19 protein-coding genes are annotated in these 20,706 nt (G+C 53.1%); 12 read left to right on the top strand and 7 right to left on the bottom strand.

What is annotated here, in order from left to right:
* Window positions 1-151: 151 nt before the first annotated feature.
* The 3 genes from B472_RS16230 to B472_RS16220 all read left to right on the top strand — a co-directional run bounded on the left by B472_RS16230 (window position 152) and on the right by B472_RS16220 (window position 2,928).
* Entirely contained in the window at window positions 152-607 is a 456-nt protein-coding gene (locus B472_RS16230) for a hypothetical protein (RefSeq protein WP_019425152.1), read from the top strand.
* Window positions 608-1,274: 667 nt separating this feature from the next.
* On the top strand, window positions 1,275-2,129 hold the full coding sequence (locus tag B472_RS16225) for a tyrosine-type recombinase/integrase (RefSeq protein ID WP_238147468.1): 855 nt from the start codon (window positions 1,275-1,277) through the stop codon (window positions 2,127-2,129).
* Between the two features lie 322 nt (window positions 2,130-2,451).
* On the top strand, window positions 2,452-2,928 hold the full coding sequence (locus tag B472_RS16220; protein ID WP_019425150.1) for a hypothetical protein: 477 nt from the start codon (window positions 2,452-2,454) through the stop codon (window positions 2,926-2,928).
* Between the two features lie 479 nt (window positions 2,929-3,407).
* Here the strand turns inward: B472_RS16220 and B472_RS16215 are convergent, their stop codons facing one another.
* Both B472_RS16215 and B472_RS16210 read right to left on the bottom strand, forming a co-directional pair.
* A complete protein-coding gene (locus tag B472_RS16215) occupies window positions 3,408-4,094 on the bottom strand; it encodes an ATP-binding protein (protein WP_019425149.1) in 687 nt (228 codons plus the stop codon).
* Between the two features lie 66 nt (window positions 4,095-4,160).
* A complete protein-coding gene (locus tag B472_RS16210) occupies window positions 4,161-4,976 on the bottom strand; it encodes a hypothetical protein (protein ID WP_019425148.1) in 816 nt (271 codons plus the stop codon).
* Window positions 4,977-5,228: 252 nt separating this feature from the next.
* Here B472_RS16210 and B472_RS16205 point away from each other — a divergent pair, with 252 nt between their 5' ends.
* Window positions 5,229-6,023 carry a hypothetical protein gene (locus B472_RS16205; protein WP_019425147.1) on the top strand — a complete coding sequence of 265 codons (795 nt, stop codon included), beginning with the start codon at window positions 5,229-5,231 and terminating at the stop codon, window positions 6,021-6,023.
* A gap of 25 nt (window positions 6,024-6,048) precedes the next feature.
* Here B472_RS16205 and B472_RS16200 read toward each other — a convergent pair whose 3' ends face one another.
* Complete coding sequence (locus B472_RS16200) at window positions 6,049-6,615, bottom strand: tyrosine-type recombinase/integrase (RefSeq protein WP_026039156.1); 567 nt, start codon at window positions 6,613-6,615, stop codon at window positions 6,049-6,051.
* Between the two features lie 845 nt (window positions 6,616-7,460).
* Here B472_RS16200 and B472_RS17015 point away from each other — a divergent pair.
* The 5 genes from B472_RS17015 to B472_RS16185 all read left to right on the top strand — a co-directional run bounded on the left by B472_RS17015 (window position 7,461) and on the right by B472_RS16185 (window position 11,163).
* Window positions 7,461-7,826 carry a hypothetical protein gene (locus B472_RS17015; protein WP_133176126.1) on the top strand — a complete coding sequence of 122 codons (366 nt, stop codon included), beginning with the start codon at window positions 7,461-7,463 and terminating at the stop codon, window positions 7,824-7,826.
* 10 nt (window positions 7,827-7,836) lie between these two features.
* Window positions 7,837-8,013 (top strand): hypothetical protein, encoded by a 177-nt coding sequence (locus tag B472_RS17270; protein ID WP_019425145.1) that lies wholly within the window; start codon window positions 7,837-7,839, stop codon window positions 8,011-8,013.
* A 96-nt stretch (window positions 8,014-8,109) separates the two neighbouring features.
* Window positions 8,110-9,312: a serine hydrolase gene (locus B472_RS16195; RefSeq protein WP_157951995.1), complete on the top strand. Its 1,203-nt coding sequence runs from the start codon at window positions 8,110-8,112 to the stop codon at window positions 9,310-9,312.
* Between the two features lie 13 nt (window positions 9,313-9,325).
* Window positions 9,326-10,537: a serine hydrolase gene (locus B472_RS16190; RefSeq protein WP_019425142.1), complete on the top strand. Its 1,212-nt coding sequence runs from the start codon at window positions 9,326-9,328 to the stop codon at window positions 10,535-10,537.
* Window positions 10,538-10,722: 185 nt separating this feature from the next.
* The gene (locus B472_RS16185; RefSeq protein WP_026039154.1) at window positions 10,723-11,163 is read left to right on the top strand and encodes a DUF6641 family protein; all 441 of its coding nucleotides are present in this window, start codon (window positions 10,723-10,725) and stop codon (window positions 11,161-11,163) included.
* 287 nt (window positions 11,164-11,450) lie between these two features.
* Here B472_RS16185 and B472_RS16180 read toward each other — a convergent pair whose 3' ends face one another.
* On the bottom strand, window positions 11,451-12,374 hold the full coding sequence (locus B472_RS16180; protein ID WP_019425140.1) for an MBL fold metallo-hydrolase: 924 nt from the start codon (window positions 12,372-12,374) through the stop codon (window positions 11,451-11,453).
* Window positions 12,375-12,377: 3 nt separating this feature from the next.
* Entirely contained in the window at window positions 12,378-14,063 is a 1,686-nt protein-coding gene (locus B472_RS16175) for an AMP-binding protein (RefSeq protein WP_026039153.1), read from the bottom strand.
* Window positions 14,064-14,307: 244 nt separating this feature from the next.
* Between B472_RS16175 and B472_RS16170 the strand changes: the two genes are divergently transcribed.
* From B472_RS16170 to lnt, 3 genes are all read left to right on the top strand, one after another.
* The gene (locus B472_RS16170) at window positions 14,308-14,973 is read left to right on the top strand and encodes a GNAT family N-acetyltransferase (RefSeq protein ID WP_019425138.1); all 666 of its coding nucleotides are present in this window, start codon (window positions 14,308-14,310) and stop codon (window positions 14,971-14,973) included.
* 70 nt (window positions 14,974-15,043) lie between these two features.
* Window positions 15,044-15,952, top strand: a complete 909-nt coding sequence (locus B472_RS16165; RefSeq protein WP_019425137.1) for an HlyC/CorC family transporter — start codon at window positions 15,044-15,046, stop codon at window positions 15,950-15,952.
* Complete coding sequence (gene lnt, locus B472_RS16160; RefSeq protein WP_019425136.1) at window positions 15,949-17,523, top strand: apolipoprotein N-acyltransferase; 1,575 nt, start codon at window positions 15,949-15,951, stop codon at window positions 17,521-17,523. Before B472_RS16165 ends, lnt begins: the two co-directional genes overlap by 4 nt.
* An 87-nt stretch (window positions 17,524-17,610) precedes the next feature.
* Here the strand turns inward: lnt and priA are convergent, their stop codons facing one another.
* Together priA and B472_RS16150 are read right to left on the bottom strand one after the other, a co-directional pair.
* Window positions 17,611-19,716 carry a primosomal protein N' gene (gene priA, locus B472_RS16155; RefSeq protein ID WP_019425135.1) on the bottom strand — a complete coding sequence of 702 codons (2,106 nt, stop codon included), beginning with the start codon at window positions 19,714-19,716 and terminating at the stop codon, window positions 17,611-17,613.
* A 382-nt stretch (window positions 19,717-20,098) separates the two neighbouring features.
* The coding region (locus tag B472_RS16150; RefSeq protein WP_019425134.1) for a uroporphyrinogen decarboxylase family protein at window positions 20,099-20,706 on the bottom strand (608 nt) is incomplete at its 5' end.

Raw genomic sequence — 20,706 nt, 5'->3', positions numbered from 1 at the left:
CGGCTGATTTGGGCAACGCTTTGGTTGTGAGGCGGCATCATCTTTTTGACGATCTGTTCTTTGAATTGCGGGCCATAGACTGGCATGAGTTCCATCTTTCCCGTCCCCTCGGTGGATTGAATTTGTCTCTTCAAGAGACCGGACAACTATCGTGACAGAGGGGGCCCAGGAGATTGAAGAAATTGGAATCCTTTCTGAGGGCTGTGAATTTCATGAAGAATTCGACTCTGACAGGGAAAAGACACTCATCGCCAGATATGAAAACTGTGAGCCAGTTGGGGAAAATTTTCCGATAGACAAAAACGAAATGATTGTGTTGGAGTTTGAGGAGGTTAAATTGGGCGAGATGGCATGCAGCTTTGGTGCTGCCAAAGACGTCACTCTGGAAGACATCGAATTTGGCTTGGTTGATCTTGATGTCGTTTCTCAAATTTCACAAGCAACCTACGAGCTTGGGTTGCTCAACGGAATGGAAAAAGACATCCGCTACGTCATCGTTGATGGACAGAAGTACGAATTCGACATGGATGTACTAAGTGGGTACGCCAGTAGATTTATGCTGGTCAAGAGAAACAAAGATGGAAACTGGGTGGCGTCTGCTCTATAAACACGCTCTCGCTATTTTTGGGTCCGAAAAATTCAATTGCACGGTTTATTACACGGAGCTACTTTTCAAGTGTAAGTTCTTGATTTTGAAGGAAAAATTACCAGCCGACTGCGTTGAAAATCCGCGTGTCACTGGTTCGATTCCAGTCCAGGCCACCAATTAGAACCGCCGTTTTACTCTGTAGAACGGCGGTTTTTCTCATTCTGGGGCGTCAATTCCATCGACGCTTACGCTGGCATCACTCTGCTGCCACGCTACGGGACTTGTTCAAATGAATGAGTCCAACACACATCAAAGTTCTGGCCGAGGCCTTCGCAGGCTGTTCACCAGCCTAGCCAGCACACAGCCACAAAGCGTCTATTTGCGTGACGGTGATTTGGTGCTTTACAGGCGAAGCCGCAGCCTGCTGTATCAATGCCGTTACCGACTTGCTGATGGCACTTGGCATCGCCGAACAACTGGCAAGGCCAGTCTTGAACACGCCATTGCGGCCGCGTGTGACCTGTATGACGAGTCCAGATACCGACAACGCTTAGGCCTTGCACACCAAGCACACTCGTTTGCACAGATCGCGGCTATTTGCTTGGATGAACTCAGGCACTTGATTGATCTAAAAAAGACCAAGTCCAGCTTGAATGATTACGCCAGCATCATCGAGCGTTACTTCGTGCCCTACTTTGGCGAGCGCCAACTTGAGACATTGACGCACAGTGATGTTCGTGGGTTTGAGCAGTGGCGTGACAGAAGGCTGGCGCGGACACCCAAGACCAGCACCTTGAACAATTTTGCAAGTGCTTGGAGTCGCGTGATTGGTACGGCGGTAGATCGTGGCTTCATCAGTGAACGTGTGCCCGTACCCAGACTCACAAGCAAGGGCGAAAAGAGCAAGACGCGACCCGCATTCAGCGAGCAAGAAATCACACAACTGCTGGCATTTATGGAGCCGTGGAGCCAGCAGGGCAGGATGAGTGTGGAGCGCGAGATTCGCCCCTTGCTTCGTGACTACGTGGAAATGCTTTTGCTGACTGGGATGCGACACGGCACTGAAGCAATGGGCATTCGCTGGCGCGACATCGAATGGCACACCGACAAGGGCATCAGGTACTTGCGCATATGGGTTGATGGCAAAACCGGTGGGCGCTGGCTCATTGCCAAACACAGGGCCGTAGATGTCTTGCAACGACTGCACGCACGGCAAAAGGATGTATGCGATGTGCCGTTTGAAACGACACTGTCAACGCGGGTGCCAAAACTGTTGTTCAGATTCAGCGATGGGCACCAACCCCACAGTCTTGTGGGCACGTTCAGGCGGTTGATGCGCGATAGTGGGCTGGCGCTGGATGCCAGCGGGGACAACAGGACTTTGTATTCATTGCGGCACACCTACGCCACGATGGAGATGCTTCGTGGTGAGGTCGACATACACACCCTGTCAAAGCAGATGGGCAATTCGGCCGCAATGATTGAGCGGCACTACAGCAAGTTGACAGCAACTATGGCGGCGGACAGGTTGGCACAGTGAATAAGCGTTTACTGCTATGGTTATGATGTGTGTAGTGGCAGTTTTGAGAAAGTCTCGTCTCTGTCTGTTCAACGCTCAAAACTAAAAGTTGAGGTCAGAAATGGATAAGTATTTACCCAAATGGATAAGTCCTCGTGCTTTCATTTTGGCTTCACTGATTTCGGCAGTACAAGCATTTCGCAGCGCCGATACTTATGGGTTTTCCACTGAGTCAGTTGTGTACGCAATCGTACAAGTGCTCGCTGGGGGACTCTTTTGGGGTTGGATACTTACCAAGTATCTTCCTAAATATTTTGGAAGAAACAATGAGGTAGGGTAATTGATGGATTTCGTACCTAAGCAACTGAGAGATCAATGGGCACCAGTTGTTGGAAACTTTATCATTGAGTTCGGGCACATTGAATCGGCAGTAAAGGAAGTCGTAAGACTTAGTTGTTTGCCCTCTCAGTTCGAAGTGCTTCGTACTTTAAATTTTATCAAAGTTGCAGATTTGGCGGAAGCTGCTTTGAAAGATTGGAACGCTGAATCATTTCAGATAATCAAGGAAGCTTTTTCGGAAATCAACTATATTGCTAAAAGAAGAAACATCGTAGCGCACAATGGTTTTTCGATTGCCGTTTATGAGTCAAATGATGGAGATGGTATGCGCTATGAGATTGGTATGACAGCCGCCTATAAAGCTAAGGATATATTTTTACAAATAAAAGATTTAGAGCAGGATACAAAATCTCTTACGGAAATACACGAGAAAATAGTTGATTGGATACCGCCAAATAGATACGAGTTGAGTAAAAATTAGAATTTTTAAATTTTAATGGGTCAAAAAATTCGGCGTCGCTGACCGTTTTGCTTTTATAAAGCTACATTTACATTGCTGGCGGATGGGGTGTGTTGTTTGCTGGCAAATCTATGAGTATTTGCGATAAGGTATTTGGAGTCCTGTTCCCTTTGTTGCCGCTTTACGGTGGATCAAAATTCAATAAACTTAAATCTTGCAGGCCGGGTTGGTTTGCTAAAAGTCCTTACGATGGGTTCATTATCTTTGGCAATTATTGTGATTGATTAGATGGTGGTAGTGGGTGAACAGGAATAAAAGCCATAACTCAGATGGAGACTGACTTACAAGATTTACTCTAACTGGTGGCGGAGTTAGAATATCGGGCGTGGGCAGCGTTGGAAACGCCCTACAGCTGCATCGTAGAAGCCCGTTTAACCGTATCGCAAACGGAATTTAAAACGGCAGCGTGTAGGGCATATTAGTATTTTAAATCTCATAGGCTAAGTTTCCAGCAAATTTTTGGCGTGTGTCCTATACGCCCTGATGGCAAGATCAACTATGGCATCTGTGATATTTCTTGCGCTGCCGTTGCAGGGAGTGATTACTGCCTCAAGTTCTGCATCAGTTATGCCGTTGATGTTGGCGTGCTGAAGAATTCGACGAGCCAGCGGGCGCCAGCGTTCAGCTGGCGCCGCATTGAAGGAAATGCAATGACAGCGATCTCTGACAGAGGAGTCAATTTTTTCAAAATAATTTGTGGTCATTACCCAGAGCGTATGCGAATAGTTCATTGTTGACTTGAGCGTGAGCATAGCATCTGAAGTCAGGTTGTCGACTTCATCAAGGACAAAGTAGTTGTATGTGTCCCACGGTAAATGCTTTGCTCGTTCTTGCAAGTTTCTTATCGTCATCATTCCATTACTGCCACTCTGAACACGAATATACGTGGAAGCAGTAACGTCACTTCCACTTCGTGCCTGTTCAATTGCATTAGGCAGCAGCTTGGCGAGTGCACTTTTACCGGTGCCCGGGACACCGTAAAGCAAAATTCCGCACTTGCCTTCAGTAACAGGGAAAGGTCTAGTTCCCGTTACAAGATCATCAATCAGTTCGCGAGTGTCGTCGTCTGAGAAAACGATATCGTCAATTATTTTTGGGGAAAAGTGCTTTTCAAAATCTTTAAACATATATTGGGCTCTCTATTAAATGGTTATTGGTAAGAGAAGGGCATCACTAAGATGCTCCGACTTGGTTCAAGCAGTGACGGTCGCTGAGGCTACCGCTGCGGCTATTGCTTGCTTCTTTGCATTACTGATGATGGCCGCGTCATTGGCCGCAGCCTGTTCTTTTTCAGACGCTTTGATGACCGAGTACTGACTGGCGAGTGCTGCGTTCATTGCGGTATCGCTGTTAACCACTGCGCGCACAACGATGCTGCCGTCTGCTTGCCAAGTTCCAATCAGCAGTGTGTTGCTACCCACTTTGCCTGCATCCAACATCGTGCCCAATGCATCACTGCTGACAGAGGCAAGCGAGCGAGCAGAGACGGAATTTGAGGCCACTTGCGCTTTTTGCTTGGTGCTCAAAGCAGTTGGTGACTTCGCCAAACGGATTTCCTCAATGCCGCCTTCGTTGCGAATGAAGTTCACAACCTCCAAGACGCCTGTTTTGCGTGCCAATGCAGAACGCAACACGAGGGTGTAAGTGCTGATGCGGCGACGTTCTTCCACGCCAAAAACGCACTTGATCAGTTTGGCAATCGTGTGGGTAGTTTTCTTGAAGGTGTATCCCTTGCTGTCGATGTAGGCCTTGAGCTGATCGCGCATTGCCTTGGCGCCTGTGTCAGTGCCTTCCATTGATTTGTACAGCGAGTAGCAGCTTTGCAGCAGCGAGTACAACTGATCGTTGCTGGTACGGAAGGCATTTTGCTGCCATTGTTCGCGCTGTGCGACCAAGTTTTCGATAGCCGCGGTGATGTGTGCGACTTGTTTTGATTTGTCGTTTGAAACGACATTGCTTGCAGTGGTAGCGGTGGTAGCGGTGGTAGTTTGAGTGATGGTATTTTGCATTGTGATTCCTTATAAGTGAATGCAATTGAACTAAAAGAACTTTGCGCTTTCGGCGCTAAGGTCTACTTAAAAGCGTTATTGCGTCTAAGTGCTTTCATTGTATGAAATTATAATTTATTTGACAAAATATCAAAACAGTACAAATATTTGTGCTAGTAGTTATCGATTTATATGATCTTGTATGAGTTTTGTGTGATGTACAAATAAAGAAAAATGCAAAAATAAATATTGATTCGTGTATATTTGTTCCAAATGGAACAAGACGACGACCTTTTGCAGCACAAAGAGCTGGGTATCCGCCACAACCGGCCACGCCTCGGCGGTTCTGGCAACTCGGAATTGCAGCAAGAACTGACCAAAGCGAAAAACAGCTGGTACAACTTGTGGTTTCGCACACTTCAAAACAGTGGCCGCTATATGGACTGCTGTGAAGCGGAAGGGGTGCACTCGCTTCGGCACCTGTACGAAGACTTTGGGGATGTCAGGACTTCATTTCCAACTTGGTGGATGACTACTGGGCGCAAATTGTTTGCAGAGCGCCGGCCAGTACCCAAGGTCGAAATGCATTCCAAGTTAAATGAACTTTCGCATATCCAGAATATGAAGGACAGGGTCGTGCTGGAGGTGCCGTTGACATTGAGGCGGAGCACTGTGATCCGGCAGATCAACAAACTCTTGGATGAGGCCTATGTAGAGCGTGAGCCGGTAGTGCCTCGTAAGGTCAGCACGGCCATTCGCAAGTTGAACTCGTCCAAGATGCAAATGGACACGGTGCGCCGGATGTTGGCGGTCTATGAATGCAGAGTGAAATTTCCAAACTTTTCGCTGTATCGCATTGCGCTCAAAACAGAACTGGACATTGAGTTCCAACTCCGAAGTAAAACAGGCAAGCCTATGACCGATGAACAAAAACGGGTTCGCTATGGCATAGAAGTTAGCCGCTTGATGCGTCAGGCACGGTTGTTGATTGAGAACGCAGAAGCTGGCATCTTTCCTTGTATCAAACCACCTGGACAGGAAGAGGTCGACACGGATGCGATTGAATGATTGCTGCTGCGGTCAGGCTTGACGCTTAAACCAGTTCCACGGCATTTCGTTTCATATCGTCGTTTACGTCTATGTAGCATTGGGTCACTGCAATGCTGCGGTGGCCTGCGAGACTAGCCAACACGCGCACGCCAATGCCTTTGCTGGCAAGCGTTGTGATGAATGTTCTGCGGCCACTGTGGCTGCTGGCACCGTCAACACCTGCCTTCCTGTACAGCCAGAAAAAGTGCTGCGTCATTACATTGGCGGAGAAGGGCTTGCCGCCAGCTGTTAGAAAAAACGCCTGCTTGCGGTCCTTCACTGCCCGAATGTCGCAGTAGACCTGCAACTCATCGCGCAACTTTTGCGACAGAAACACGGTGCGAGCGTGCTTGCCCTTTGTCTGTTCTGGTGCAAGTTTGATTTCGGCTTTGACCTTTCCACCGGCATCAACCACATCGGCCACGCGCAAGCTGGCAATTTCTCCCACACGCATTCCAGACCAAAAACTAAATAACAAAATCATCCGATTGCGCATAGCAAAAGAGTGGTCTGCTGTGTAGTCCAGCACTTGCCGTAACTCATTTGTAGTCAATGTTTTTGCTTGGGCCATTTGTGCAACTCTTTCAAGTAAATAAAAATTGATGCACAATTTTGTTTTCTTTTGTGAGAACGAGCAACCGAAATAGGAGGCGCAATTTCTTCAATGAAATCAATGGCGATAAAGAATATAGTTATATTCTTTGGCGGGTCGCATTAGGCTGCAGCTTTAAATGCCTTGTAAACCCCTTTTCTTAAGACCTGCTACTTTGATATTCGATGCCACTAAAAAACGCACATATGAAGCAAATAAACTGGCTGCGGCATAAATAGTTTATACAAACAAGATTTAAGGTTGCACGCCGATTGAATTGTGCTGCTAAATCCGTTCTGATGTGTGACGGTAAAGAAAGCGTAGCTTGTTGCGCTGGGGTATTGCACTAACCTGCTGATGGCAGGATGCATTAAACGACTTTAGAAATGAAATAACGTTTGCAATAACTTGGTTTCGTAGGAATGAGCTGAAAATAGCTCAATAGTTAAAGTGAGTGGGAAAACCACGCTGCAATGCACCTTGCATTGTAAGTAACCCACAAAGCAAAGAGACTGCTGCTACATAGGCACTCTTTGTTTGCGTTATGGACGCACGTAAAAGGCAATAGCAAAACCGACCTTTCTTGTAATAAAGTTGTGTATATGTAGATCAAGAATACCTCAGTGAATATTCGATCCACGCGCCGTAGCAGGCGTGGAATCTGCGCTTCCTAGTGAATCAGCTCTACATTAAATAAATTAAAAAAGGTAATTAAGGTCTTTCTAGATTTAAATCAGATTAAAAATTGCAATAAGTTTTTCGATAGAAAAACGTAATTGCGCTTGCACTAGCAAGCAGAAGTATAAAAATACAAAGGGGATACTATGACTTCAACAAAAGATATATATAAGCTAACTCAAAAAGCCATTCCAGATATGACAGTACGTCGATTCAGTAGGTACTGCGGAAAAAGTGAAGGTTATTACGGCAGCATCATTGCGCAAAACCTTGACCTATCAACAAATGCACTCATACACCTAGCTGAGGTGCTGACATACAAACAGACACACACACCCTGCAGTGAGATAAAGCAGGCATTGATCACAATTACGGAAGAAATTGCAGATCGAATGCAACACATCAATTCAGTAAATATGGCGGTGCGACGAATGATCATCAAAGCCGTTGCTGCTGTACAGATGCGCAATGATGGCGATCATTACACAGCACTACCCGTGCTGATTGGTTGAGGATGGCGGTATGAAGATCAACGAAATTACGGGTGTCAAACCTATCGCACCGACAACACCTGAGCAATCACGAATTGACGGACTCAAGCGCCAAAAGGACACGGCGGCCAACAACCTAAAGGCAGAACGCGAACGGCAGAAGCTGAAGAAGGCTCAGATCAGCTTGGCGGGAATTGGTGCAGGTTGATCAGCTCTCACTATTGTTTGTGGGTGTAGCAAGAGCAGCAGCGCGAGCCGAGTTAAGAACGTACACTGACACAACCCCTCCAGCTAAAGAATGAGTATGAAACAGTCGCTCGGTTTGTTGCTTTTGCTTTTCGCAAATCTGGCAAGCGCTCAGTTCATCGAGCACGAAGAACGAGATAAGCGCTACCCGATACCTGCTTCGTTTGTTCGAGGCACGACCAACCAAGTTGGAATGTTTACGCATATGGCTGAGATAACGCCAACTTGCAAAGTTGCCAAATCATCTGCGCCTGTGCCATTGCCGAGTGCCCCACGTGACTTATCGAATACAAAATACGAGTTAATTTTCAATTACACATTAAAAGAGCATCTCGAAAAAAATAACGTAATGGGTCTTGCGTTTGTGCGAGATGGCAAAGTTATTGACCAGCATTACCAATATGAACGCCGAGCTGATGACTTATTCGCATCCTTTTCATCTGGCAAGTCAATAACTAGCATTTTAATAGGCATCGCACTTGATGAAGGGGCGATTGCAAGTCTTGAAGATCCAGTTTCAAAATATACAGATAGAATAAATCAATCCAGTTACAGTAAGATAAAAATTCGTTCATTGCTTCGGATGGCTTCCGGCATCCCATTTACTGAGCCGAATACGGCCAAAGGCGATAGCACTGAATTTGACGAATCACTACGTAAAAATTCAACTTCAAGCGTACCAAAAGCACTTAACCAGTGGCAACGCACCAGTTTTAATGAAGGAAAGAAATTCAATTACGCTAGCATTGAAACTGCAGTACTTGCCGAAGTCATACGTGGTGCAACTGGTAAAAGTATCTGTCAATATACACAAGAAAAACTTTGGGGACCAATCGGTGCAGAGTCAGACGCTTTTTGGGAAACAGATAGCGAAGGTAATGTTTTAGGTCACTCTGGATTTAATGCAACGCAACTTGACTATGCCAAAGTAGCTGTGATGCTTGCCAATATGGGGGAAATTAACGGTCGGCGTGTGTTATCGGCAGAGTACATTGATCAGGCGACAAATGTGGAGAGGCAGCCTGAAGGGTTTAAGTACGATCAGGCAGACAAGTTATCAGGATATGGATACCAATTTTGGCTGCAAAAAAGTACCGGTCGTTACGCTATGGTCGGATCATATGGCCAATATGTATTTGTTGATCGTGATTCAAAATCCGTACTTGTTGTCCATACAGCAGACCCTGTACGTGTTAATGGAATGCGAACACTAAGATCAAGAAGGCTTTTCGATAGCCTGATTAAAGCGACTAATCCATAATAAATTATATTTTATGATTTTAAAAAAATTAATATGTTTGCTGTTTACATTCGTTGCAAATTTGGCAAGCGCCCAGTTCATCGAACACGAAGAACGAGATAAGCGTTATTTGGTTCCAAATTCTTCAGATACGACGACACCACACAAGGTTGGGCTTTTCACGCATATGGCAGAAGCAATGCCAAGCTGCAAAGTGTGGAAGTCATCCTCTCCAATGCCGTTACTGCGCAGTCCGCGTGACTTGTCCAGCGTGAAATATGAAGCAGTTTTCAACTACAGCCTGAAAGAGCACATCGACAAAAACAATGTGATGGGCTTGATGGTGGTGCGTGACGGCAAGATCATCGATCAGCACTACCGCAGCGAGCGCCGAGAAACGGACCTATTCACATCGTTTTCGATGGCAAAGTCGATGATCAGCATTTTGATTGGCGCTGCATTGGATGAGGGATTGATCAAGAGCCTAGATGACCCAGTCTCCCGGTACACAAGTCGTATCAACGTGTCCAGTTACAGCAAGGTCTCAATTCGTTCGTTGCTGCGTATGTCCTCAGGCATCCAATTCAATGAGACCTACACTGGTAAAAATGATATTTACTATTACGAACAGGGCGTACGAATGGGGGGCAATCCCAGTGTAATCAGGACGCTCAACAATATGCAGCGTGGCATCTCTGACGAAGGCAAAAAATTTAACTACGCCAGTGTCGAGACTGGTGTGCTTGCTGAAGTATTGCGTGGCGCAACTGGTAAGAGCATTTGTAACTATATGCAGGAAAAGTTGTGGGAGCCACTCGGTGCAGAGCAGGATGCTTTTTGGGGCACTGACAGTGAAGGCCTTGAGCTTGGTCACGCTTTCTTCAATGCTACTCAATCTGACTACGCGAAGGTTGCAATGATGCTTGCCAATATGGGCGAAATCAACGGCAAGCGTGTGCTGTCAGCTGAATACATTGACCAAGCCACCAATGTTGAACGCCAACCAGAGGGCTTCAAGTACAACCAAGCCCAAATGGCGACAGGCTATGGCTATCAGTTTTGGCTACGCGAGAAGCCGGGGCGGTACTTTATGCAGGGCGTGTATGGGCAGTACATCGGCATTGATCGCGATACAAAAACGATTCTCGTGATCAACTCAGTAGATAACGCTGAACAAGGTAGTATTCGGTCGCTCAGGACCTATCGACTCTTTCAGAGTCTGATAGCTGCTACCAACCCTCACTAGGCGTGTGCAGCGTCCCGAATAACGACGCTAGAAGTGGCAAGCGTGGTGACAGCGCTAGCTAGTGCAGTTGTCGTTCTGAAACGTCACTAGAACGCCCCGCCAAACTGAATGGACTTCGGTTGCTCGTTGTTGGTGGCTGAACTTAAAGTTGTCTATGCATTAATTACAACTGAAAGGCAATGCATATGGCAACCCTCGCAACTCTCAAGCTGAGCGCAGCAATCAAACCCACTCATATGCCCGCAGTCCAAGTGCGGCGCAACAAATTGGCCTCTCGATTGTGGGAGCAAGCAGAGCTTGCCAAGGCACAGCAAGCAGGCACCCATTTTTCGCCAACCAAGTTCCGCAGTATTGCCGACCCTGAAACTGGACTGCGCAAGCAAGTGGAAGTTAACAAGCGGGTCAAACAATGGTGGTTCACTGCCGACAATGGCAAGCTGGCACTGAGCGTGCGGTATGGGGCAAAGCTGCTGGAACTTGCAAAGGGCAAATACGCCGTGGAACTCGCCAGCGAGAAAGAGCTTGTGCCCACGCTGGAGGTCATCAAAGCTGCGGTCTTGGCTGGTGAGTTAGATGCTGCGATTGATGTAGCGTCGAACAAGCTGCGTGCTGGTTTTCAGCGGTGAAGTGTCGTGTTAAACGACATTCAAGTGTTGTGTAGTGGCTGGGCCGTGAGCGCTGTTATTCGTAACGGTGGCCACTTTGCACTAGCGTCTACAATCGCACAAAACGTGCACACCACTCTGGCCTGGCCGCTGTTGAACTTTGAAAAATATATATCTTTAGTTTTCAATACAGCGTTGAAAATCCGCGTGTCACTGGTTCGATTCCAGTCCAGGCCACCAGATACACCCCACAGTTTCGCAAGAGGCTGTGGGGTTTTTATTTGGGCTCAGTTTCAGGTTCAGTGCTTTCAAGCGTCCAACAGCATCTCACCCTCAAGCTGTACGGCGCCACTGCGTTCCAGTTCGGCCAACATCATGTTGAGCCAAGTCGCCAGAGTCAGGTCTTGGCCAAAGCGTTGGTGCAGGCTGTGCAGATAGGGGACTTGGGTGGCCCAATCGCTGAATTCTGCTTTGGAGATCTGGCCCCATTCCAGCAGTTTGAACTTGAGCAGCACTTTGGCGCCATAGCGGGCGTGCCGTTCTGGGTTTTGGGCAAAGCCATTGAGCTTGCTGCGGGCCAAGGCCAAGGCCGGGGCCAGTTCGGTGAACACCGACCCGTGGCCAGGGATGATGGTGGCGGGGTTCAGGCGTTCGATCAGGTCCAGCGTTTGCGCCACTTCATCAAAGGCGTCTACGCCTTCGAGCTCCGGAAACACCACGCCAAAGCCGTTTTGCCACAGGGCATCGGCCGACATCAGCAGGCGGTGCTCGGGGGCAAACAGAATGACCGAGTGCGGGTCGTGCCCGGGCGCGGCGTGCACTTGCCAGTCCATGTGGCCCCAGCGGTGGGTGCTGCCCGGTTGCAGCAAGCCGTTGAAGCGAAATGCCGGGCAGTTTTGCCCCGTGGGTTTGTAGCTGAGCGCGTCTTCGCTCCAATGCTGTACCGCTTGCGCCAGCCCCGGTGGGATCCAGGTGTGCAGCTCGGGGTAATGCATTTGCAGCGCATGGTTGCCGCCGCAGTGGTCGCTGTGCAGGTGGGTGTTGACCAACAGATCAAGCGGGCGGCCCTGCAAGGCGTGTTGCACCAGCGCCAGTGTCTGCGCTTGGTGTTTCACATAACCGCTGTCGACCAAGGTGGCGCTGTCAGCGCCTTGCAGCAGGACGTTGTTGGCCGACAGCCAGCCGCGTTCGAGCACGGTCACGCCCGAAGGCAGCAGGCTGGCGTTGCTCATGCCTTATTTGCTGGTGCGCAGTTCGCGGCGCAAGATTTTGCCGACGTTGGACTTGGGCAGTTCATCGCGGAACTCAATGTACTTGGGGCGCTTGTAACCGGTCAGGTTTTCCTGACAGAAACGGGCCACGGCTTCTTCGGTCAGCATCGCGTCGTTGCGGACCACAAACACTTTGATGGTTTCGCCCTGCATGGTGTCGGGGATGCCCACTGCAGCGCATTCGACCACACCGGGGCAGGTTGAGATGAGGTTTTCCAGCTCGCTCGGGAAGACGTTGAAGCCGCTGACAATGATCATGTCCTTTTTGCGGTCCACGATGCGGGTGAATCCTTGTTCGTCCATGATGCCGATGTCGCCGGTGCGCATGAAGCCATCGGCGGTGAAGGTTTTGGCGTTTTCGGCTGGCTGGTTGAAGTAGCCGGTCATGACGTTGGGGCCACGGATGCAGATTTCACCCGAGCTGCCCACCGGCAGACTTTGACCGTCGTCGTCTTTGATGGCGATGTCGATGCCCGGCAGGGGCAGGCCGATGTTGCCACTGAAGGTTTTTTGCGTCACCGGGTTGTTGGTGCCAATGGCGCAGGTCTCGCTCATGCCCCAGCCTTCGATCATGGCGCTGCCTGTGGCGTTTTGCCAGTTGCGGGCGGTGCCTTCGGAAGCGGCCATGCCGCCCGCTTGCGTGAGTTTGAGTGATGAGAAGTCGATCGACTTGAACATCGGGTGCTGCATCAATGCGTTGAACAGGGTGTTCACCCCGGGCATCACATGAAATGGACGCTGCTTGAGCACTTCAATGAACTTGGCGAAGTCACGCGGGTTGGGCACCAGGGTGAGGTAAGAGCCTTGGCGGATGGCCAGCAAACACAGCGTCAACGCGAAGATGTGGTACAGCGGCAAAGCTGCGATGTTGTTCACTTTGCGCAGGTCGGGCACATCGACCAAAGCCGGCGAAAACCAGCCTTCGGCTTGCAACATGGCCGCCACAATGTTGCGGTGGGTGAGCACGGCACCTTTTGATAAGCCGGTGGTGCCCCCCGTGTATTGCAAAAACGCGATGTCGTCCATGGTTTGCGCAGTGGGGCGCAAGTTCAGGCCGCGGCCTTGGCCGATGGCCTTTTTGAAGGGGGTGACCGTGCGACCGTTGGCCAAGGGCAGCTCAAAAGGCGGCACCATTTTGGCCAAGTGACGCACTGCAAAAGTCAGCCAGCGGCCATTGATGGGCCCCAGCAAATCACCAATGGAGGCCAGCACCACGTGTTGGACCGCGGTGCGTTCAATCACTTCTTGCAAAGTGGCCGCAAAGTTCTCGAGGATGACGATGGCGCTGGCGCCGGAGTCCTTGAGTTGGTGTTCGAGTTCGCGCGGTGTGTAAAGCGGGTTGACGTTCACGCAGGTGTAGCCTGCCCGCAAGATGGCGGCCATGGTGACGGCAAATTGCGGCAGGTTGGGCAGCATGATGGCCACCCGGCTGCCGGGCTCAAGCCCTTTGTTTTGCAGCCATGCGCCCAGTGCAGTCGATAACTCGTCGAGCTGTTTGTAGCTCATCCAGCGGTTCATGCAGACCGAGAATGGGTTGTCGCCGTGTTCGCGGAAGGCCCTTTCCATCAAATCAGTCAGGCTTTTGTATTGTTCTGTGTCGATGTCGTGGGGCACACCGGCGGGGTAATTCTTTAGCCAAAAACGATCCATGCGCATCTCTCCTGATAGTCGGCCATTGTGACCAGCTTGAAGGCTGTCCGGTATCGGGCAATTCCCCAGTGTCAGTGATGCAGGTCTCAGATGCGACAAAACCTGAAAGAGGCGAGGCCGCCGCAATGGGTGCAAAATAAGTAGAAACCCTAGGGATCACATGAACGAACCTCGAAATCTCCGTTCTTTGGGTTGGCGTCGATGGCTCCGCACCCGATGGCAGCGTTGGGTTGGGTCCGTTGCCTTGGCCAAGCCTGTCAGCGCAAAGCCCCGCAAAGCTTTGCCTTGGGTGCCCATCCGCTCTTTGTCGCCCCGGCATCAACCGCGCATTGAAAGGCATTTGGTGGCGTTGCCCGCGCAAGACCGCTACCTGCGCTTTGGCTATGTCGCGACCGACGAGCAGATTGGCCGCTACGTGGCCGGTTTGAACTTTGACCGGGATGAAATTTTCGGCGTGTTCAATCGGCGCTTGGAGCTGGTGGCCATGGCCCATTTGGCCTATTCGGTGGATCCGCAATGGGCCACTTGCGCCGAGTTTGGGGTCTCGGTGTCACCTCATCAACGCGGCAAAGGTTGGGGGGCCACGCTGTTTGGCCATGCGGTGATGCACGCGCGCAACCAAGGGGTCAGCCTGCTGTTCATCCACGCCCTGAGCGAGAACGTGGCCATGCTCAAGATCGCGCGCCAAGCGGGCGCGTCGGTGCAGCGCGACGGCAGCGAGACCGAAGCTTATTTGGCCTTGCCCCAGGCCACCTTGGACAGCCAAATCAGTGGTTTGGTGCAAGAACAGATGGCCGAAGTGGATTACCAGCTCAAAATGCAAGCGCAACAGTTCCGAGCTTGGCTGGCCACGGTGCAAGAGATTCGCCAAGGGGTCCGCGATGCGCGTGATGCGGCGCGTGGACCCTGATGCCCGGGTGTCATGCGATTCCGCTATCCTTGGTGTTCCGCCACAACCGCATGTCCTGCAAGCCTAGACCGTGTCTGACCCTTACCCCGCGCGCACAGCCGAGCGCGAAGACAAACGGAGTTTTCTGCAAAAACTGGCAGAGTTCATCCACCCTGGCCCCGACTCTGCGGCCGAGCTGATCGAGACCTTGGCCGAGGCCGAGGACAACCAGATCATCAACACCGAAAGCCGTTTGATGATCGAAGGCGTGATCCGCATGGCCGACATGACCGCTGGCGATGTCATGGTGGCAGCGCCCCGTATGGATCTGTTGAACATTGAAGACCCCGTGGATCAGTTGATGCACCAAGTCATTGATACGGCGCACTCGCGATTTCCGGTGTACGAAGGCGAGCGAGAAAACGTGATCGGCATCTTGCTGGCCAAAGACCTGCTCAAGTTGCAGCGCGCGCCAGAGCTGAACATCCGCGCCCTCTTGCGGCCTGCTGTGTTCATCCCCGAAAGCAAAGGCCTGAACGATTTGCTGCGGCAGTTTCGCGATAACCGCAACCACTTGGCCATCGTCATCGACGAGTACGGCCGCACTGCGGGCCTGATCACCATCGAGGATGTGTTGGAGCAGATCGTTGGGGAGATCGAGGACGAGTTCGACATTGCCGACGATGCGGGGGATATTTTTGGCCTGCCCGATCGCAGTTTCCGGGTCAGTGGCGACACCGCGCTGGAGCGCGTGAGCGAGGCCTTTGGTGTGGATCTCAAGCAAGCGCGGCAGGGCGAAGACGACCATGATTTCGACACGCTAGGGGGGCTGATTGCGCATGAGATGGGCCATGTGCCGCACCGCGGCGAGACCTATGAATTGGCCGGTCTGCGTTTCGTGGTCTTGCACACGCGGGCTGGGGTGGTGCGTTGGTTCAAGGTGTCGCCAGTGACGCCTTTGGCACCCGTGCCGACGGTGAAGCCAGGACCGACGGCATGAACGCTGCGCCCATGCGCGGCAGAGCCTGGCCCTTGCTGTGGCCGGCATTTGCAGGGGCTGCGCAGGCGCTGTCGATCGCATGGCCGGGCAGTGGGCAAGCCTTGGGTTGGTTGCAGGTGCTGAGCCTGGTCTTGTTGGCGGCGGGTTTGGCCCAAATGGCGCGGCAATCCGCCGCAGGCCCTTTTGCGGGACCCAGTCCCGTCAAGCGCGCCGCTTGGGTGGGCGGCGTGTTTGCTACGGCCTGGCTGGCAGGCAGTTTTTGGTGGCTGTACGTGTCCATGCACCATGTGGGCGGTTTGCCTGCGCCTTTGGCGGTCTTGGCGGTGCTGGCCTTGGCTGGCGCCTTGGCGCTTTATTACGCGGCGGCTTCGGCGGTTTGGGTGGGTTTGGCGCGGGGCTGGGTGGCGCAGCGGCCAGGCTTGGCCAGCGTTTTGTTTGCCGCCTTGTGGACTTTGGCCGAGTTGATGCGCGGGCGCTGGTTCACGGGCTTTCCTTGGGGGGCTGGTGGTTACGCCCATGTGGATGGCGTGCTGGTGGTCTGGGCCCCTTGGCTGGGCGTTTACGGTGTGGGTGCTTTGGCGGCATGGCTGGCCATGCGCTTGGCGTTGGCGGGTTGGCGTCTGCGGGCGCTCAAACCTTGGCTGGGGATTTTGTTGGCGTCTTGGGGCTTGCAGGCATGGGGTCCGACTTTCACCACTTCAGCCGGGCAGGGGCAGGTGCAGTTGCTGCAGGCCAATATTTCGCAAACCGACAAGTTTCAATCGGACCGGGGTGTGCGCGATGCGCTGCAGTGGTACGACGAACAGTTGCGTGCCAGCCGCCAGCCCTTGGTGGTGGCCCCTGAGACAGCCATTCCTTTGTTGCCCCAGCATTTGCCGGAAGGCTATTGGTCAGGCTTGCAGCAGCATTTTGCCCAGCCGGGGCGGCCCATGGCTTTGGTGGGAGCGCCTTTGGGCAGTTTGTCAGAGGGCTACGCCAATTCGGTGGTGGCCATCGGACCTGAAGGCCTGGCGCCTTACCGTTATGACAAATCGCACTTGGTGCCTTTTGGCGAGTTCATGCCGCCGGGTTTTGTCGGGTTCATCCGCATGATGAACATCCCTTTGGGCGAGTTCAAATCGGGCGGCTGGCGTCAGCCCTCCTTGGCTTGGCAAGGCCAGCGTTTAGCGCCCAATGTTTGTTACGAGGATTTGTTTGGCGAAGAATTGGCCATGCGGTTCACAGACCCGGCCACCGCCCCCACCGCCTTGGTGAATGTGAGCAACATCGCTTGGTTTGGCGACACCTTGGCGGTCGATCAACACCTGAGCATTTCGCGGCTGCGGGCCATCGAGTTGGGCCGCCCCATGCTGCGGGCCACCAACACCGGGGCCACGGCCATCATCGACCACACAGGAAAGGTCACCGAGCAATTGCCACGTTTCACCCGTGGCAGCCTGACAGGCAACTTTGAAGGTCGCAACGGACTGACGCCTTTTGCGTGGTGGGCGGGTGCTTGGGGTTTGGGACCACTTTGGGCGGTGTGCCTGGTTGTGGTGGCTTGGGCGGCTTGGAAGCGCCGAACGCTCTGACCCGTTGACTTGCCGAAAGCTGCATTCAAGGTCGGGTCCATCCCCACGGCCCCGGCTGTCTGAACGGCCTCAACGGCGCCAACTCTTTTAAATGGCCTGAGGGTCTACATCCACCAACCAGCGGATCACGCCTTTGTGTTCGGGCTGGCTGCGCACTTGGTGCAGCACGTTGTGCAGGTGCCACAGCATTTTTTGCAGCGCCATGCGGCTGGAACTTTCCAGCAACATTTGGGCGCGCTCCACATCGGCCACACGCTGCATGCTCATGGGCACGGCGGGGTAGACACTCACTTGCAACACCAAATCCGCTGTGGCAGGGTCGGCGCTCAAATGCGCTTGCAGGGTTTCGCGGGCTGCGTTCAACAACGCTTGGGCGGCTTCTTGGGTGCGGGCATCGGCGCGCAGCAGCGCTTGGTGGCTGATGGGGGGTAGGTCGGCGGCGGTGCGCTCTGCCAGCTCACTGGCGGCAAAAGCCGGGTAGTCGTGTTTTTTCAGCGCCTCAAACAGCGCGTGTGTGGGGTGAAAGGTCTGCACCCACATCTCGCTGGTGGCGCTTTGGGCGGCATCGCGCCCTGCCCGTCCTGCGGCTTGCATGAGCAGCGAAAACAGCCGTTCAGGCGCCCGAAAGTCGCTGGAAAACAGCGCCGTGTCGGGGTTGACGGCTGCCACCAAGGTGATGCGCCTGAAGTCGTGTCCTTTGGCGATCATCTGCGTGCCCACCAACACATCCACTTCGCCCGAATGCACTTGGGACAATTGGCGCTCGAGGGCGCCTTTGAGGCGCGTGGTGTCAGCGTCAATGCGGGCAATGCGCACGGGCGTGCCATCGGGGCGCAAGACGTGCGCCAGCAATTCGCCCAAATGTTCCTCGAGTTGTTCTGTGCCCCGGCCGATGGGGGCGATGTCGGCATTGCCGCATTCGGGGCAAGCGCGGGGCACGCGCTCGGTCAGGCCGCAGTGGTGGCAGCGCAGGGTGCGGTCAATCTTGTGGAACACCCGGAAGGCGCTGCAGTGCTGGCATTCGCTTTTCCAGCCGCAGTCGGCGCAGTGCAGCACGGGCGCATAGCCTCGGCGGTTGAGCAGCAGCATGCATTGCTCGCCGCGCTCGACCCGTTCTTGGATGGCGGCGACCAACTGCGTCGACAAAATGGCCCGTCGCGCTTGTTTGTTCATGTCAACCCTGCGCACTTTGGGCAACAGGCCGGTACCGATGCGCGAGGGCATCAGCAAGCGCTGGTAGCGCCCCCCCGGATCTTCGGACTCGGCGGGTCGGCTGAGGTGCCAGCTTTCCAGAGATGGGGTGGCTGAGGCCAACAACACGGGTGCAGTGTGCAGGCGCCCCCGGTACACCGCCAAGTCTCGGGCCGAATAGCGGGCACCTTCTTGCTGCTTGTAGCTGGGGTCGTGTTCTTCGTCGACCACGATGAGTTTCAGGTGCGGCATGGACGCAAAAATGGCCATGCGCGTGCCCAACACGATGCGGGCGTGGCCTGCGTGCGCGGCCAGCCAGCCTTTCAATCGCTGGGCGGGCGTCATGCCGCTGTGCATGGACACCACAGCTTCAGAGCCAAACCGGGCTTGCACCCGTTCTTCGAGCTGGGGTGTGAGGTTGATCTCGGGCACCATGAGCAAAGCTTGGGCTTGCGGGTCGGTGGCCAGCATGCGCTCTACCGCTTGCAAATACACCTCGGTTTTGCCGCTGCCCGTGCTGCCAAACAGCAAGAATGGGCCGGTGCCCGTGGCCATCTGGTCCAGCACCGTCATTTGATCGGGCGAGAGGGCTGGGCCTGGGCTTGTTTGTACCGTGCGTTCGGTTTTTTGTTTTTTCAGGCGACGCGCCAGCTGCTCGGACGTCAGGTCGCGCAATTGCGGGGGCAAGGCCGATAAAGCCACTTCGCCCAAAGAGCGCTGGTAATACTGGGCTGAGAACTGCACCAGTTGCCGCCAGTGTGCATCCAGTGGTGGCAGGCCCTCCAGGATACCCAACACATCGCGCACACTGGCGGTGGGCATGTCCTGCGGGGCTTGATCGCGAATGGCCCAGACCACGCCCAGCACCTCGCGTTGGCCAAAAGGCACGCGAACCAGTTGACCCGCTTGCACCCGAACAGGGCTGCGGTAGGTCAACAAGCCGCCCACTTGGCTGTGCGCAGGGGCCTGAACGGCGATGTCAATCCAAATCGACAATGTCAAATGCTCCGGTGTTATTCGTGGATTTTCAAATTTTGAGAGTTAGGTGAAGTCTCGAAATCGAGCCTAAGTGCTTGATTTCAAAGTGCTTTGACCGAGCTCCAGAAAATCTGTGGATAACTTTGTTGAAAACTTGTCCCCAAGGCCTCCAAGGCCTTGCAAATCAAGGCCTTTGACAGATTGCTCACCAGATGGGCATTCCAGTAAAATTCAATAAAATCAATGACTTAGCCGGCATCCGAAAAACAAACAAAGCGGCTGAGATACACGGCCCATGAAAAGTGGCCCGCCCTTTTTTTGTGCATAAGTCAATAGGAGAAGTTTGTATTTTTGCAAAAAAACCGCATTTTTTGCGTGTTTCTGTGCTAGCTTAATTCTTCGGTTTTCAAGGCGCAGCACGTAATTTTCGCGAATGGCTGTGCACCGCCTCGACCAGCGCGGTCACATGCTCCGGCGGGGTGTATTGGCTGATGCCGTGGCCCAGGTTGAAGATGTGCGTGGGGCCCGTGGTGCTGCGGTCGGTGTGCGGCGTGCCAAAGCTGTCGAGCACGCGGCGCACTTCGGTGGCGATCTGCGCCGGCGGTGCAAACAGGATGTTCGGGTCGATGTTGCCTTGCAGCGCCTTGCCAGGTCCGCCCACCTGGCCGCCCACTTGCGCGCGGGCACGGCCCAGGTTCATGGTCCAGTCCAGGCCCAGCACATCGCAGTTCAGGCCCGCCATCTCGGGCAGCCACAGACCGCCGCCTTTGGTGAAGACAAGGCTGGGGATGCGCTGGCCGTTGTGCTCGGTTTTGAGCTGGGCCAGCACCCGGGCGGTGTAAGCCAAGCTGAACTGCTGAAACGCGCCATCGGCCAGCACGCCGCCCCAGCTGTCAAACACCATGACGGCTTGAGCGCCGGCTTCGATTTGGGTGTTCAGGTACAGGGCCACCGCGTCGGCGTTGATCTCGAGGATGCGGTGCATCAGGTCCGGGCGGCTGTACATCAGGGTTT

Source organism: Limnohabitans sp. Rim28, from assembly GCF_000293865.2.
Lineage (GTDB): Bacteria > Pseudomonadota > Gammaproteobacteria > Burkholderiales > Burkholderiaceae_C > Limnohabitans_A.
Note: the sequence above shows the minus strand (reverse complement) of the source record. Positions and strands in the feature narration are given on the sequence as shown.